At 71.0% G+C, this 14,914-nt stretch carries 14 protein-coding genes; 5 read left to right on the top strand and 9 right to left on the bottom strand.

Translation table 11 applies throughout. The features are described from left to right. Nucleotides 1–34 precede the first annotated feature (34 nt). The 4 genes from AC4BDD_RS23250 to uvrB form a co-directional block, all read right to left on the bottom strand. Nucleotides 35–1,051 carry a TerC family protein gene (locus AC4BDD_RS23250; protein ID WP_490687398.1) on the bottom strand — a complete coding sequence of 339 codons (1,017 nt, stop codon included), beginning with the start codon at nucleotides 1,049–1,051 and terminating at the stop codon, nucleotides 35–37. Between the two features lie 200 nt (nucleotides 1,052–1,251). Next, nucleotides 1,252–3,174 carry a TerD family protein gene (locus AC4BDD_RS23245; RefSeq protein WP_490687397.1) on the bottom strand — a complete coding sequence of 641 codons (1,923 nt, stop codon included), beginning with the start codon at nucleotides 3,172–3,174 and terminating at the stop codon, nucleotides 1,252–1,254. 129 nt (nucleotides 3,175–3,303) lie between these two features. After that, entirely contained in the window at nucleotides 3,304–3,882 is a 579-nt protein-coding gene (locus AC4BDD_RS23240; RefSeq protein ID WP_490687396.1) for a TerD family protein, read from the bottom strand. A gap of 218 nt (nucleotides 3,883–4,100) precedes the next feature. Then, nucleotides 4,101–6,257, bottom strand: coding sequence for an excinuclease ABC subunit UvrB (gene uvrB, locus AC4BDD_RS23235; protein WP_490687395.1), 2,157 nt, complete (start codon nucleotides 6,255–6,257; stop codon nucleotides 4,101–4,103). Between the two features lie 198 nt (nucleotides 6,258–6,455). Between uvrB and AC4BDD_RS23230 the strand changes: the two genes are divergently transcribed. Next, complete coding sequence (locus tag AC4BDD_RS23230; RefSeq protein ID WP_490687394.1) at nucleotides 6,456–7,442, top strand: glycerophosphodiester phosphodiesterase; 987 nt, start codon at nucleotides 6,456–6,458, stop codon at nucleotides 7,440–7,442. A 57-nt stretch (nucleotides 7,443–7,499) separates the two neighbouring features. Then, a complete protein-coding gene (locus AC4BDD_RS23225; RefSeq protein WP_490687393.1) occupies nucleotides 7,500–8,081 on the top strand; it encodes a methylated-DNA--[protein]-cysteine S-methyltransferase in 582 nt (193 codons plus the stop codon). Nucleotides 8,082–8,152: 71 nt separating this feature from the next. Here AC4BDD_RS23225 and AC4BDD_RS23220 read toward each other — a convergent pair whose 3' ends face one another. Then, entirely contained in the window at nucleotides 8,153–8,794 is a 642-nt protein-coding gene (locus AC4BDD_RS23220; protein WP_490687392.1) for a nucleoside/nucleotide kinase family protein, read from the bottom strand. Nucleotides 8,795–8,905: 111 nt separating this feature from the next. Between AC4BDD_RS23220 and AC4BDD_RS23215 the strand changes: the two genes are divergently transcribed. Both AC4BDD_RS23215 and AC4BDD_RS23210 read left to right on the top strand, forming a co-directional pair. Further along, on the top strand, nucleotides 8,906–9,451 hold the full coding sequence (locus AC4BDD_RS23215; protein ID WP_490687391.1) for a DUF1697 domain-containing protein: 546 nt from the start codon (nucleotides 8,906–8,908) through the stop codon (nucleotides 9,449–9,451). 129 nt (nucleotides 9,452–9,580) lie between these two features. Continuing rightward, nucleotides 9,581–10,768 carry an FUSC family protein gene (locus AC4BDD_RS23210; protein WP_490691907.1) on the top strand — a complete coding sequence of 396 codons (1,188 nt, stop codon included), beginning with the start codon at nucleotides 9,581–9,583 and terminating at the stop codon, nucleotides 10,766–10,768. Between the two features lie 364 nt (nucleotides 10,769–11,132). Here AC4BDD_RS23210 and AC4BDD_RS23205 read toward each other — a convergent pair whose 3' ends face one another. Continuing rightward, complete coding sequence (locus tag AC4BDD_RS23205) at nucleotides 11,133–11,864, bottom strand: DUF7873 family protein (protein ID WP_490687390.1); 732 nt, start codon at nucleotides 11,862–11,864, stop codon at nucleotides 11,133–11,135. Between the two features lie 137 nt (nucleotides 11,865–12,001). Here AC4BDD_RS23205 and AC4BDD_RS23200 point away from each other — a divergent pair, with 137 nt between their 5' ends. Continuing rightward, a complete protein-coding gene (locus tag AC4BDD_RS23200; RefSeq protein WP_490687389.1) occupies nucleotides 12,002–12,322 on the top strand; it encodes a DUF6343 family protein in 321 nt (106 codons plus the stop codon). Nucleotides 12,323–12,409: 87 nt separating this feature from the next. On the opposite strand, the gene AC4BDD_RS23195 is transcribed toward AC4BDD_RS23200, so the two are convergent. The 3 genes from AC4BDD_RS23195 to AC4BDD_RS23185 all read right to left on the bottom strand — a co-directional run bounded on the left by AC4BDD_RS23195 (nucleotide 12,410) and on the right by AC4BDD_RS23185 (nucleotide 14,640). Continuing rightward, nucleotides 12,410–12,778 carry a tetratricopeptide repeat protein gene (locus AC4BDD_RS23195; protein ID WP_490687388.1) on the bottom strand — a complete coding sequence of 123 codons (369 nt, stop codon included), beginning with the start codon at nucleotides 12,776–12,778 and terminating at the stop codon, nucleotides 12,410–12,412. 145 nt (nucleotides 12,779–12,923) lie between these two features. Then, on the bottom strand, nucleotides 12,924–13,532 hold the full coding sequence (gene coaE, locus AC4BDD_RS23190) for a dephospho-CoA kinase (RefSeq protein ID WP_490687387.1): 609 nt from the start codon (nucleotides 13,530–13,532) through the stop codon (nucleotides 12,924–12,926). A gap of 163 nt (nucleotides 13,533–13,695) precedes the next feature. After that, a complete protein-coding gene (locus AC4BDD_RS23185) occupies nucleotides 13,696–14,640 on the bottom strand; it encodes a PAC2 family protein (protein WP_490687386.1) in 945 nt (314 codons plus the stop codon). Nucleotides 14,641–14,914 lie beyond the last annotated feature (274 nt).

Raw genomic sequence — 14,914 nt, 5'->3', positions numbered from 1 at the left:
GGCACCCCGCCGCGCGGGGCGCCCGGCCGACGTGTCAGGCGTCGACGCCGGCCTTCTCCCGGGCGCCGGGGCCGGCCTCGGCGGCCTCCTCGGCCACCGCCTGGGCGGCCTGCTTCCTGGAGGCGTAGAGGCTGGTGACCGTGGTGATCGCGAGCACCAGGCAGATGACGCCCAGCGAGACCGGGATGCTGATCTCGGGGACGTGCACCCCGGACTCGTGCAGCGCGTGCAGCACCAGCTTCACACCGATGAAGCCGAGGATCACCGACAGGCCGTACGAGAGGTGGACGAGCTTCTTGAGCAGTCCGCCGATGAGGAAGTACAGCTGACGCAGGCCCATCAGCGCGAAGGCGTTGGCGGTGAAGACGATGTACGGGTCCTGGGTGAGGCCGAAGATCGCGGGTATGGAGTCGAGCGCGAAGAGGACGTCCGTGGTGCCGATCGCCAGCATGACGACCAGCATCGGCGTCATCAGGCGCTTGCCGTTCTCCACGACGAACAGCTTGGTGCCCTGGTACTTGTCGGTCGACGGGAAGCGCTTCTCGACCATCTTCAGGAAGCGGTTCTCTTCGAACTCCTCGTCTTCCTCCTCGGCTCGTGCCTCCTGGATGAGCTTCCAGGCCGTCCAGATCAGGAAGGCGCCGAAGATGTAGAAGACCCAGGCGAAGGTCGAGATGATCGCGGCGCCGGCACCGATGAATATCGCGCGCAGCACCAGGGCGATGAGCACACCGACCATCAGCACGCGCTGCTGATAGACCGTGGGCACCGCGAACTTCGCCATGATCAGGACGAAGACGAAGAGGTTGTCGACGCTCAGCGATTTCTCGGTGATGAAGCCCGCGAAGAACTCGCCGGAGGGCTGGCTGCCCGCGAAGAGCAGCAGCCCGAGTCCGAAGAGTCCGGCGAGTGCGACCCAGACCGCGGTCCAGATCCCGGCCTCCTTGAGGGAGACCTCATGCGGTTTGCGGCCGCCGATGAAGAAGTCGACGGCGATGAGGGCGCACAGACCGACGATGGTCAGCACCCACAGCGTCCAGGAAACGTCCACTGGTCCTCCGGCATTCGTACGGCAAATTCAGCGTCGTCGCTGCCGGAGGTCTCTTCCACCCGCGCTCATGCCACGGGCCGGCGCCCCGGGACCGGTTCCGGTCCGTGGTGACGGGCACGCCGCGTAGGAGTACTCCCCTCCGCGTAAAGAAGAGTACAGGAATACCCAAGGAAGAGTAAAGAGGAATCTAAAAGGCCTGATCAGCCGCCATATTCCTGCCTGGCTCGGGCCACCTGCGCCAGCACCTGATGCAGCACCTGGCTGCCTTGCGGGGCCAGCGACGGCTCGTACGTCCAGGCATGGCCGACCCAGGGATCGGCGAGATGGTCGTCGGCGACCGGAGTGATCCGCAGCAGCGCGCGCCACAGCGGGTCCAGCACCGGCCCATAGGCCCGTGCGTCCTCCCGGTCGGCCACCATCATCAGGTGCACGCCGACCGACGGCCCCTCATCCGCCAGATACCGCAGCTGGGTGACGGCCCGGTCATCGAAGCCGTGCGGGAAGTCGTTGACGATGAGGAGCTGTTGGGCGAGGTCCAGATCCGGCGGCAGGGCGTCGGTGGCGCCGCTGCGGACGGCCATCTGCACCAGGTCGACGCGCTGGGTCAAGGAGGCCAGCACCGCGGTCACCCCCTGCGCCCCGGACGCGGGCGGCTCCGGCAGCACCCCGGCGCGGACCAGCGGCTCCAGCGAGGCTGCGGCCGCCCCGGCCGGGTCGATCACCCGGACGGTGAACTCGCCCGCGGGGTAGACCGCGAGCAGCCGGGCGGCGTGCGCCACCGCGGTGTCCATGGCCAGCCGGCGCAGCGCGGCCGAGTCCGCCAGGGCCGCGTCCGCCGAGCCGCCGCGCCCGCTGTCGATCCACAGCCCGCGCTCCAGCGGCAGCCGGACCAGCATCGGGATCCGCAGGTCGGTGTGCTCGGGGAGATGCAGGTCGCCCAGGCGCATCGCCATCGGCATCTCCATGGGCACCTGGTAGGCGTGCCAGACGGGGCTGCCCCAGCCGGCGTAGGCGGGCGGCAGCGCCGGCTCGACGACCTCCGACTCGGCCACCAGCTGGGCCACGTCCCGGTCGAAAGCGGCGCGGGCCTGCTCCACGAGCTGGTCGTGCTTGCCGCTTGCCTCGGAGCGCGCGGCGTCGGCCGCCGGGCCGACCCGGGTGCGCGGGTCGGACAGCACCCGGTCCAGCTCCTGCTCCATCCGGGACTCGGCGAAGTCGACGGCGCTGCGGTAGGCCGCGGTCGTGCGGGCCAGGTCCTCGAACATGCCCCAGACCTGGTTGTAGAGCCGCTCCTCCATGGTCCAGCCGGAGGCGTCGCCGGCGACCGGGGGCGCGGGCTGTCCGGGCGGGGCGGCGGGCACCTCGGGGGCGGGGGCGGGCGGTGCGGAGGTACGGCGGCCCGGGTGCTGGTAGTTGACCGGTCCGCCGGTGGGCTGAACCGCGGCGGGGGACACCGCGCCGGTCGGCTGCTGGTCCGCCGGGGCCGGGTCGGCGGCCGCGCCGCTGCCGGTCGCCGTACGCAGCCGGCCGTCCTCACCGGCGCGCGGCGGGGGCTGGGCGACGGAGCGGGCCATCCCACGGGCGACGGCCTCATTGATCTGCGCGGCGAGTTCGGCGGCCTGCGGCAGCCCCTGGTCCTGGAGCATGGCGGCCAGCCCGCCCGCGTACCCCTGGCCCACCGCTCGCACCTTCCAGGCGCCTTGCCTGCGGTAGAGCTCCAGGGCGACCACCGCCGCCTCGGAGTCCAGATCGGTGAGGGTGTAGCCGGCGATTCCCGTGCCGTCGAGACCGGTGACCGTGGCGGAGGGCGCGGGGAGGCCGCCGAACCGCACCGGACCGCCGGTGTCGGTCGGCAGCGCGAGCAGCACACTGACCCGGTGGACCGTCTCGGGCAGGGCGTCGAGGTCGACGGCGAGTCGGTGCTCGGCCGCGGCCTGCTTGGACACCTCGATGCCGGGGAGTTGCGGGGCGGCCGGGTGAGCGACCCATTCCGCCCCCCGCACCGTGCCGTGCTCGTCGCCGAGCGTCGCTCCGGCCACGACCGGTTTGGCCGCCGAGACCCGGATTTCCAAACGGGTCTGAGGCAGTGGGTGGTTCTGCCCGCGGACCAGCTCGGCCGTCATCGCTGTGCTCCCTCGTTGCGTTTCACTGCGTCGGTACATGCGCCGGCGATGCCCGGACGTGCGGGCGGCCCGGCGGCGGAGCGCCACCGGGCCGCGTCTGGCGTCACGTCGCGCGGGCGCGGCCGTGGCCTACAGGTGCGGCACGATGTGCGGCATCAGGTCCTGGAAGGTGCGGCCGTTGGCGGGCTCGCCGACCGCCTTCATCTGCCAGCCGTCCCCGACCCGCTGCACCTTCGCCATGATCTGGGCGGTGTACTGGCCGCCGCCGGTGAGGGTGTAGCGCGCCAGCTCCTGCCCGTTGGTCTCGTCCACCAGGCGGCAGAAGGCGTTCTGCACCTCGGCGAAGGTCTGACCGGTGAAGGAGTTGACGGTGAAGATGATCTGGTCGATGTGCACCGGCACCCGCTGCAGGTCGACGAGGATCGCCTCGTCGTCGCCGCCCTGGCCCACGCCGCCGACCAGGTTGTCACCGGTGTGCCGGACCGAGCCGTCGTCGCTGGTGAGGTGGCGGAAGAAGACCACGTCAGTCGGCTGCTTGTCGGCGAAGAGCACGGCCGAGGCGTCGAGGTCGATCTCCCGTGTACGGGAGCCGAACAGCCCGCGGCGGGCGGCTGCCTGCCATCCCAGTCCCATTCGCACCGCGGTCAGGGTGCCCCCGTCGGCCTTCTGCAGGCTGATGGCCTGGCCCTTGGACATGTTGACCGTCACGCGCTGTCCCTACTCTCGTCTCTCGTTTTCCGCGTGGCCGTCCGTCGGTACGGCCCGTCAGAACCCTATGCACTGCCGCGAGCCGTCCCACCACCGGTGTCGGCTTTTGTGTCGCTCTTGCAACACACCAGGAGGCATACCGGGCCGGCGGGCAGGCGCCGCCGCGCGCACCCGCCGGCAGGCTGCCGCTCGCCGGGCCCGGCCCGGATCAGGCCCGGTCAGGCGATCCCGGCCTCGCGCATCTGACGCAGCTCCTTCTTCAACTCCCCCACCTCGTCGCGCAGTCGGGCGGCCACCTCGAACTGCAGCTCCGCCGCGGCGGCCCGCATCCGGTCGGTCATCTCCTCGATCAGCTCGGCGAGTTCGGCGGCGGGACGGTCGGTGAGCCCGGCACCCTTGCCACCGGTCGTCTTGTGCGAGGCGAGCGCCGGCACCGGGGCCTTCGCCTGCCCCTTCGCCGGTGCCTTGGTCTGGCCCTTGCCCTTGGCGGCCGGCTGAGCCGCCTGCCGATAGCCGCTGCCCAGCAGCTCCTTGGTGTCGATCTCCTCGCGCGCGATGGTCGCGACGATGTCGCCGATCTTCTTGCGCAGCGGCTGCGGGTCGATGCCGTTCGCCGTGTTGTAGGCGATCTGCTTCTCCCGGCGGCGGTTGGTCTCGTCGATGGCCTTCTCCATCGCCGGGGTGATCTTGTCGGCGTACATATGGACCTGGCCGGAGACGTTGCGGGCGGCACGCCCGATGGTCTGGATCAGCGACGTCCCGGAGCGCAGGAAGCCTTCCTTGTCGGCGTCCAGGATGGCGACCAGCGAGACTTCGGGGAGGTCCAGGCCCTCACGGAGCAGGTTGATGCCGACCAGCACGTCGAACTCCCCGGCCCGCAGCTCGCGCAGCAGCTCCACCCGGCGCAGGGTGTCCACGTCGCTGTGCAGATAGCGGACCTGGATGCCCAGCTCCAGCATGTAGTCGGTGAGGTCCTCGGCCATCTTCTTGGTGAGGGTGGTGACCAGGACCCGCTCGTCCTTCTCCGTGCGGGTACGGATCTCGTGGATGAGGTCGTCGATCTGGCCCTCGGTGGACTTGACCACGACCTCGGGGTCGACGAGACCGGTCGGCCGGATGATCTGCTCCACGAAGCCGTCCGAACGGGAGAGTTCGTACGGCCCCGGGGTGGCGGACAGATACACCGTCTGGTCGACGCGCTCCAGGAACTCCTCCCATTTCAGCGGGCGGTTGTCCAGCGCGGAGGGCAGCCGGAAGCCGTGCTCGATCAGGGTCCGCTTGCGGGAGGCGTCGCCCTCGTACATCGCGCCGATCTGCGGCACGGTGACGTGCGACTCGTCGATGACGAGCAGGAAGTCCTCGGGGAAGTAGTCCAGGAGGGTGTGCGGCGGGGTGCCGGACTCGCGGCCGTCGATGTGCAGCGAGTAGTTCTCGATGCCGGAGCAGGAGCCGATCTGCCGCATCATCTCGATGTCGTAGGTCGTGCGCATCCGCAGCCGCTGCGCCTCCAGCAGCTTGCCCTGCTTCTCCATCCGGGCGAGCGTCTCGGCCAGCTCGCTCTCGATCCCGGCGATGGCCTTCTCCATCCGCTCGGGTCCGGCGACGTAGTGGCTGGCCGGGAAGACGTACAGCTCCTGGTCGTCGGAGATGACCTCGCCGGTCAGCGGGTGGAGCGTGGACAGCGCCTCGATCTCGTCGCCGAACATCTCGATGCGGACCGCGAGCTCTTCGTAGACCGGGAAGATCTCGATGGTGTCGCCCCGGACCCGGAAGGTGCCACGGGTGAACGCCAGGTCGTTGCGCGTGTACTGGATGTCGACGAACCTGCGCAGCAGCTGGTCGCGGTCGATCTCGTCGCCGACCTTGAGCGGCACCATCCGGTCGACGTACTCCTGGGGGGTGCCCAGGCCGTAGATGCAGGAGACCGAGGCCACCACGATCACGTCGCGCCGGGTGAGCAGGGAGTTGGTCGCGGAGTGCCGGAGCCGCTCGACCTCCTCGTTGATCGAGGAGTCCTTCTCGATGTAGGTGTCCGACTGCGGGACGTACGCCTCGGGCTGGTAGTAGTCGTAGTACGACACGAAGTACTCGACTGCGTTGTTCGGCAGGAGCTCTCGGAACTCGTTGGCGAGCTGGGCCGCGAGGGTCTTGTTGGGGGCCATGACCAGCGTCGGCCGCTGCAGCTTCTCGATCATCCACGCGGTGGTCGCGGACTTTCCCGTGCCGGTCGCCCCGAGCAGCACGACGTCCTTCTCACCGGCGCGGATGCGCCGCTCCAGGTCGGCGATCGCCGCCGGCTGGTCGCCATTGGGCTGATAGGGGCTGACGACCTCGAAAGGCGCCACCTTGCGTTCGATTTTCGATACGGGCCGCATGGAACCACGGTACGACCCGCCACTGACAACGGCCCGATTCCTCGCCCCTGAAGCCCGCCGCGCGGGCGCCTCGGCGGCCCGAGCAGAACCTCCGGGAAACGCCGCGTTCATTTTGTGGCCATCCGGCCCCTATCCCCCGGTCCATGATGGCTGGGACGCTTCGCGCGTCCGTGACAGAGACGATGCGAGGAGTAACCAATGCATATTCGCCCTCTTGCCGCCGTCACCGGTGCGCTTCTGGGTGCCTCCGCCTTGTTCCTCCCGTCCGCGGCCGCCCAGGGCGCCGACCATCCGCACCGACCGGTCACCGTGGCGCACCGCGGCGCCTCCGCCTATGCCCCCGAGAACACGCTCGCCGCCGTCGACGCGGCCGATGACCTGGGCATCCGCTGGGTGGAGAACGACGTCCAGCGCACCAAGGACGGCGAGCTGATCATCATGCACGACACCACCCTGAGCCGGACCACCGACGTCGAACAGGTCTTCCCCGGCCGCGCCCCCTGGAAGATCTCCGACTTCACCCTCGAGGAGATCGAGCGGCTCGACGCCGGCAGCTGGTTCGGACCCGAGTTCGAAGGCGAGCAGGTGCCCACCCTGTCGGAGTACCTGGACCGGGTCTCGGACAATCACCAGAACCTGCTCATGGAGCTCAAGGCGCCCGAGCTCTACCCCGGGATAGAACGGCAGACACTCGCCGAACTGCGCTCGGAGGGCTGGCTGAACCGGCACCACGTCAAGCACCGGCTCGTGGTGCAGAGCTTCAGCGCCCCCTCGCTGAAGGCCGTCCATGAGCTGCGGCCGGACGTCAAGACGGGCTTCCTGGGCACCCCGGCCATCGCCGACCTGCCGAAGTACGCGGAGTTCAGCGACCAGATCAACCCGAGCTACAAGACGATCGACGCCGGGTACGTCGCGGCGGTGCGCGCGGTCAACGGCGCGCACGGCCGGCCGCTGGAAGTCTTCACCTGGACGGTGAACGACGGCCCCAGCGCCGTCGCGGTGACCAGGATGGGCGTGTCCGGGATCATCACCAACAAGCCCGACGTCATCCGGGACGCCGTGGACGAGGCCGACGCGGCCGCGCCGGGCTACCGGGCCGCGACCGTGTTGGAGAGGAAGGCCGCGGCGGCGGGCGACCCGACCGCGACGGTGGCGGAGAATGCCGCGGCCGGCGTGGCGCCGTAGTCCCGCGGGGTGACTCAGGCGGGGGCACTGTCAGTGCCCCCGCCTACCCTTGCAGGCGTGACGAACACAGAGCCGACGGAGCCGGCGGAACCGGCGCCGCAGCCGGACGCACGTCCCTGGTCGTGGGCGGTGCTGGACACCCCCATCGGGCCACTGCTGCTCGCGGCGACCGACCAGGGCCTGGCCCAGGTGGTCTTCCACGCCGACGAGAGCACGGCGGCCCAGGCCGTCGCGCGCCTCACCCGCCGCCTGGGCCGTGCTCCCGCCGCGGCCCGCCACCGCCATCTGGAGGCGGCGATATCCCAGCTGGAGGCGTACTTCTCCGGCACCCTGCGCGTGTTCACCCTGCCCCTCGACTGGTCCCTGACCACCGGCTTCAACCGGCGAGTCCTGCGCGAGCTGTTCGAGCACGTCCCGTTCGGCACGGTGGTCGGCTACCAGGACCTGGCCGACCGGGTCCATGAGCCGGGCGCGGCCCGTGCGGTCGGGATGGCCATGGGCAGCAATCCGCTGCCGGTCGTGGTGCCCTGCCACCGGGTCGTCGAGAGCGGCGGCGGGATAGGCGGCTTCGGCGGCGGCCTGGAGACCAAGCGCACCCTGCTGGCCCTGGAGGGCATCCTGCCGCAGCCGCTCTTCTGACACCTCCTGATACCGCTGCCTGACACCGCCCGGCACTGCTTGGCCAGTGCCCGGTGGCCCGCCGGGCGGCCTCAGCGCCCGATGCCGCTCCACGCCGGATGTCCGGGGTCATCGGCGCGTATCACCACGTCAGCGGCCTCGTCGGGCCGCACCTCGTCCTCGTAGCGCGCGAACGCGGGCAGCGTCCAGCGTTCGCCTTCTTCGGTGCGCCGGGCGAGAGCGCCCGGCGAGAGTCGCAGATGGACGGCGAGATCAAAGGGGAACCAATGGCCGAGCAGGAACGGACCGTGCAGCAACAGCACCCCGCCGGGCGGGATTTCGGTGTAGCCGCTGCGCGTGGCCCGGTCGGTCACCGGATCCCACAGATCCGGCAGCACCCGGCCGGAGCCACCGGGCTCCAGCGGGGTGAAGACCTCCCGCCACAGCGCGCCGGTGTCGGTCCAGTCGCCGTAATAGGCGTCGACGTCCTCCCGCCCGTGCTCGTAGCGCAACGAGGCAGACCGGAGGAAGCCGTGCGAGCCGACCACCACGGCCGGGCGGCCCCGGGCGCGCAGCGCGTCGGCGAGCCGGTCCGCCAGCTCGCCGGTGCGAGCCGCGGGAGCACCGTCGACCGCCACCCGCAGCCACGGTCCGCCGTCGGCCGCCTCAGACCCGGTGATGTGCCCGGCGAGGGCCTCGGTCAGCCGTTCCCAGGTGATCGCTTCCAGCCGCACGGCCCCATCATCCCCTCTCCCGACCGACGCGACGTCGGCGTCCGCACCGCGTACCGCGTCCGACGCACCGCACCCACCGCACCGCGCTGCACCACACCTGAGGAGACCGCCATGCCTGCCCAGATCGCCCTGCTCCGCGGCATCAACGTCGGCGGCCACAAGAAATTCCCCATGGCCCGGCAGCGCGAGCTGATGCACGCCCTGGGGTACGAGGACGTCACCGTGCACCTGCAGAGCGGCAACATCGTCTTCGCCGACCCCGGCACGCCGCCCGAGGAGACGGCCCGGCGGATCGAGGATCGGATCGCCACCGACCTCGGCTTCCCGGTGCCGGTGATGGTGCGGACCCGCGACGAGCTGGCCGCCACCGTGGCCGCCAATCCCTACCCCCAGGCCGCGGCCGAGCCCAAGACGCTGCATGTGGTGTTCCTGTCCGACGTCCCGGCCGACACCGCCCGCCTGGACGCCCTCGACCCGTCCGCGTACGGCCCTGACCGGTTCCGGCTGATCGGTCGGGAGATCTATCTGTGGTGCCCGGACGGCATCGGCCGGTCGAAGCTCGCCGAGAAGATCACCAGCATCAGGCTCGGCGTCACCGTCACCGCCCGCAACTGGAACACCGTCACCAAGCTGCTGGCCCTGGCCGACGCCGTCTGACCGGGCGTGGCGGGCCTCGGCCCGGCCCGGGCGGGAGAGGGCGTCCAGCCAGGTGGCAGCCGGTGCTTGACGGTGTCGGGGACACCGGACAGCGGGAAGGAGGAGGGGGTGCGTGATGCAACCGACCCCATGGCCAGACTGGTCAAGCACGGCCGCAGCCCCGTCGTGGCGCAGGCCCTGCGCTCCACGGTGGCTGCCACGATCTCCTATGTCGTCGCCCTCCACCTGAGCAGCGAGCCGGCCCCGCTGACCGCCCCGCTCACCGCGCTGCTCGTCGTCCAGGTCACCCTTTACTCCACCCTGACGACCGGTATCCGCAGGGTGAACTCGGTGGTGGCCGGAGTGCTGATCGCCAGCGCCTTCAGCTCCCTGGTCGGCCTGACCTGGTGGAGCCTGGGACTGATCATCCTCGCCTCGCTGGCCGCCGGCCATCTGGTGCGGGTGGACGAATTCGTTCCCGAGGTCGCGATCAGCGCGATGCTGGTGCTGGGCGTGACCCAGGTGGCGCACACGGCCTGGGCCCGGGTGCTGGAGACACTGATCGGCGCCTTGGTGGGGCTGCTGTTCAACTTCCTCTTCGCCCCGCCGGTGTGGGTGCAGAGCGCCGGCGAGGCGATCGAGGACCTCGCCCGCCGGCTGCGCGACCTGCTGGTCCGGCTCGGCGCCCAGCTGGCGGACCACATCCCCGTCGAGGAAGCCGCCGCGCGCCTCCACGAGGCCCGCCGTCTGGACAACGACGTCGCCCTGGTCGACGCCGCCCTCCGTCAGGCCGAGGACAGCCTGCGCCTCAACCCCCGGGTCAAGGAGGGCCTTCTCCACCGCATCGTGCTCCGCACCGGCCTGGACACTCTGGAGATCTGCGCCGTGGTGCTGCGCGTCCTGGCCCGCAGCATCACCGACCTGGCCAAGCACCGTCCCGACGAACCGCTCTTCCCCGACGACGTGGCCGCAGCCCTGGAAGATTTGTTCTTCCACATCGCCGCGGCCGTGCAGAGCTTCGCGATCCTGGTCACCACGCAGGTCTCCAGCAACGCCGAGGAAGCCGAGACCCGCCTGTCCACCGAACTGGACGCCGCCATCGCCTGCCGCAACACCGTCGCCGACATGCTCCTCGATCGCGTCCGGCAGCACCCCCGCCAGTGGCAGCTGCACGGCGCCATCCTCGCCGAGGTCGACCGCATCATCGACGAGCTGGACATGGAGCACCGCGCCACCCGTCTGATGGAGGAGCTCGACCGCAGCGCCCGCGAGCAGCGCCGCCGCTTCCCGCTCGCCGACCGCTTCCGCCAATTGGTGCGCGGCGGCGACGGGGCGTGAGGGCGAGAGCGAGCGGGCCCGGGGGCGTAGCCTGCCCCCGGGCCCCGGGATGCCGCCGGAATCGCACGCCGGCGTCACTTCGGGCACAGGTCAGTCATCATGTCGTCGTGTTCTGCCTTTGAACTACCGCGCATCGGTGAGAAGAAGAGCTGCGCGGGCCGGACTTGAACCGGCATCCGACGACCAAGCCTGGGCCCGGTCTGTCCGGCGATCGGCGGCGAATGCTGAGTCTGGAGCGAGAGTCTGAGATTGATCACGATCCGGCGTCAGTAGCGCCGGACCGTGCCGTCACGACAAACTTCAGCTTCAGCTTGCGCTCCTCGCGCACCCCGACCGCACTCGGGCGGCCGGGGAGTTGATGAGACTACCCGAAGAGGTAGCCGAAAACCGCGTCACCGACGCGCTGGTCGGTGACCTCGACCGCGTTCGCCTCCTCGCGGGCGAACTTGACGGCCTGCTGGAGCTTCTCGACGCGGTCCAGGAGCTCGTTGACCCGGCGGGCGGGGAGCGCGCCGGAGAACTTCACGGTGGTCCAGTAGCCGACCGGGATGTCCTCGTAGTAGACCTCGACCTGGGCCGGGTGCTTGTCGGTGGCCTCGGCCTTGACGTGGTTGCGGGGCACCTTCTTGGTGCGGACGGTGCGGACCGGCTCCGTCTTCCACGCGTCCGTGGACGGGTCCAGGGACCAGGACTCGGCGGCGTCCAGGACCGGGAGCCTGCGCAGGAAGGCGCCGAGGTCGGCCAGTTGCTTCTCCAGGAAGAGGAGGTAGGAGACCGGGACGTCACGCAGCAGGGTGCGGCCTTCGACGGTGACGTCGGCTCGAGCCGTGCAGTTGGCCCAGTCCTTGGTGGCGGTGACGTCGAAGAGGCGGGTCAGCAGGGCAGCGGTGTCCCGCAGGACGTCCTCGGCCTTGACCTGGACGCGGGTGGACTCCGGCGGAAGCTGCTCGCCCTCTTCGTCCTTGGGCTGGTAGGTGCGGGATATCCCGGCCAGCAGGGCCGGCTTCTGGAGCCCGTGCTGAGCTGCCGTCAGGTCCTGCTGCGTCTTGGACTTGACGCCCTTTTCCACCGCGATGATCTGGTTCAGTTTCGCCACGTGTCGAACGCTAACAGAGGGTGCCCGAGTCTCTCGAACGAGTTTCCGGGGGGCATGCGGCCGGAGTAGCTTGGGGGTGGGCCCGGCGGGCTCCGACGCCGGGGAGATGCGGCTCCGATCAGGGGAGATGCGTCGCGATGTGGCGGTTGGTGCGGACCGGCGATGAGCCGGTGCATGCGCGGAGCGCGCTGCGGCTGCGCTGCGGGCTGGCGGTGTGGGGGCTGCTGTGGGCTGTCGCCGGGGTGGTGCTGTTCAGCGCCGTGGGCCGGACGGGCTGGGCGATCGCGTGCGGCGTGGTGGCGGTCATCGCCCTCGTGGACCTGATCATCGTGATCCGGCACATCCGGCAGGGGCCGCACTATCAGCCGGGCCGGGATGTCCCGCCGTACGCGCCGGTCAGCGATCGCGAGCCGGGGCGGCGGTACGACGAGCGGAAGCGGTGGGACTTCCGGCCGTAGCCGCCGGGTACCGACCGAGGGCGTGCCGCGATCCGGCCCGGGCCGGTTCACCCGGGCCGCACAGGTTGATCTGGTCGGGGCCGGAGCTCAGCGGGTCTCGCCGAATCGCGCGGCCGCGACGAAATCGGGGCGCGGGTCGAGGGCGGCGGCGAGGCGGAAGTGCCGGATGGCTTCGTCCGGGCGGTTGGCGCGCTCCAGCGTGCGGCCCAGCGCGAAGTACGCGAAGGCGTTGTCCGGCTCACGCTCCAGTACGAGCTGGAACTCCAGCTCGGCGGCGCGCAGTTGCGCGGCCAGGAAGAAGGCACGTGCCCGCAGCAGCCGGGCCGCTGTGTTCTCCGGGTGAGCGCGGATGACGGAGTCGAGCAGCTTGACGGCGCCACGCGCGTCCCGGGCGTTGAGCAGTTGCTCCGCGGCGCGGTAGTCGATCACATGGGTCTCGGGCGTGGGTGCGGGCACAGCCAGTTCCTTCCCGTCGACATGTCGCCGTCGGCGGGGGACGCCGCCGGCGCTCGCTACGAGCAGCACAACGAGCGACCCGGCCAGGGCATTCCCGCACGGTCGCGCCAGGCGCCGCGGGCCGCCCCCGCGGGTGCGAGCGGAGTCAGCCGCGCTGCCGCCGCTCCCGCTCCACCAGGTCCGCCCAGACCTTCCGGACCTGCGGTTCCAGGGCTTGGAGCGGGCCGTCGTTGTCGATGACGACATCCGCGATGGCCAGCCGCTGCTCGCGGGTGGCCTGGGCGGACATCCGGGCCCGGGCCTCGTCCTCGGTCATGCCGCGCAGCCGGACCAGCCGGTCGAGCTGGGTCTGCGGGGCGGCGTCGACCACGATGACCAGGTCGTAGAGCGGGGCGAGGGCGTTCTCGGTGAGCAGCGGGACGTCGTTCACGATGATCGCGTCGGGGCCGGCCGCGGCGGCCAGTTCGGCGGACCGTGCGCGCACCAGCGGGTGGATGATGTCGTTGAGGGTGCGCAGACGCTCGGGGCTTGCGAAGACGATGGCGCCGAGCTTCGGGCGGTCCAGGGCGCCTTCGGGGTTGAGCACCTCGGGACCGAACGCGTCGACCACCGCCGCCAGCCCCGGCGTGCCCGGCTCGACCACCTCACGGGAGATCCGGTCCGAGTCGATCAGCACCGCCCCGTAGGAAGAGAGCAGCCGGGACACCTCGCTCTTGCCCGCGCCGATTCCGCCTGTCAGGCCCACCGAGAGCATGGCGGCCCCCTCCACTCACTCGCTCGCCCCCGCCGATGCGGGGATGTCCGCCCGGGCGCCGCGGCGGCGCCGGTCGGCCGTCACGCTACCCGAGGGTAGGCAGATCGGGCAGCCCGGTGGACCCCGGCGACGGGAGCCGGCGGGGCGCCCGGGCGCGCGATGCTCAGCTGCCGCTCTCGCCTTCCCGCTCGGCGAGGAAGCGCTCGAACTCCGCTCCCAGCTCATCGGCCGAGGGCAGCTCGACCGGCTCGGCGACCAGACTGCCGCGCGTCTCCGCCCCGGCGACCGCGTCGTACTGGTGCTCAAGGCCCCGGACCAGCGCGACCAGCTCTTCGTCCCCTTCGGAGATCTGGCGCTCGATCTCTTCCTGGGTCTTGAGCGCCTCGGTGCGCAGGGCGTGGGCCACACCCGGCAGAACCAGGCCGGTGGCGGCGGTGACGGCTTCGAGGGCGGTGAGCGCGGCGTCCGGGTACGGCGAGCGGGCCACGTAGTGCGGGACGTGGGCCGCGACACCGAGGACATCGTGGCCGGCTTCGGCGAGCCGGAATTCGGTGAGGGCTTCGGCGCTGCCGGGCACCTGCGCCTCGGTGAAGAGACCGCGGTGGCCGGGGGTGAGGTCGACGCGGTTGCCGTGCGGGGTGAGGCCGACCGGCCGGGTGTGCGGCACGCCCATCGGGATGCCGTGGAAGTTCACCGAGAGCCGGACGCCGAGCCGCTCGACGATCTGCCGCACGGCCACGGCGAACCGCTCCCACTCCACGTCGGGCTCGGGGCCGGCGAGCAGCAGGAAGGGAGAGCCGGTCGCGTCGCGCACCAGGTGAAGCTCGATGGCGGGGGTCTCGTACTCGGTCCACCGGTCCCGCTCGAAGGTGAGCAGCGGACGGCGGGCCCGGTAGTCCACCAGCCGGTCGTGGTCGAAGCGGGCGACGACCTGGTGCGGCAGTCCGTCAAGCAGCCGGGTGACGATCTGCTCGCCCGTCTCGCCCGCGTCGATGTAGCCGTCGAAGTGGTAGAGCATCACCAGCCCGGCCGAGTCCCGAGAGGCTATGGCGTCGACCGTCGCGAGCCCGCTCGGGTCCCATGCGTACAACTCCTGCGGATTCAACACCCTGACGCTCCTCCTCGTGTTCCGACATCAAGAACGCCCGGGCGGGGCGCGGGCATTCCCGTCCCGCGAGTCGGCCGCGCTTTCTTTGCCGGTCCTTGCGGGGAACCCGCCCGGACCTTTGCGTATTGCCTGGGAAGAGCCCCCTGCTGACTCCGGCGGCCGTCAACTTGACGACCGGTCCGGTCAGTTCAACGGGTGAGGTCGCGGTGCGCGGATTTGACGCACGGTCTCCCGGAAACGCACCGAGGCCCGCTCCCCGAGTGGGGAGCGGGCC

Source organism: Streptomyces sp. JLBT605 (assembly GCF_058215555.1).
Note: the sequence above shows the minus strand (reverse complement) of the source record. Positions and strands in the feature narration are given on the sequence as shown.

Bases quoted from the DNA above. Each gene is read 5' to 3' on its own strand.
- AC4BDD_RS23245 (WP_490687397.1), bottom strand. From the start codon at position 3,174: ATGACGGCCGAGCTGGTCCGCGGGCAGAACCACCCACTGCCTCAGACC.
- uvrB (WP_490687395.1), bottom strand. From the start codon at position 6,257: ATGCGGCCCGTATCGAAAATCGAACGCAAGGTGGCGCCTTTCGAGGTC.
- AC4BDD_RS23230 (WP_490687394.1), top strand. From the start codon at position 6,456: ATGCATATTCGCCCTCTTGCCGCCGTCACCGGTGCGCTTCTGGGTGCC.
- AC4BDD_RS23215 (WP_490687391.1), top strand. From the start codon at position 8,906: ATGCCTGCCCAGATCGCCCTGCTCCGCGGCATCAACGTCGGCGGCCAC.
- AC4BDD_RS23210 (WP_490691907.1), top strand. From the start codon at position 9,581: ATGGCCAGACTGGTCAAGCACGGCCGCAGCCCCGTCGTGGCGCAGGCC.
- AC4BDD_RS23200 (WP_490687389.1), top strand. From the start codon at position 12,002: ATGTGGCGGTTGGTGCGGACCGGCGATGAGCCGGTGCATGCGCGGAGC.
- coaE (WP_490687387.1), bottom strand. From the start codon at position 13,532: ATGCTCTCGGTGGGCCTGACAGGCGGAATCGGCGCGGGCAAGAGCGAG.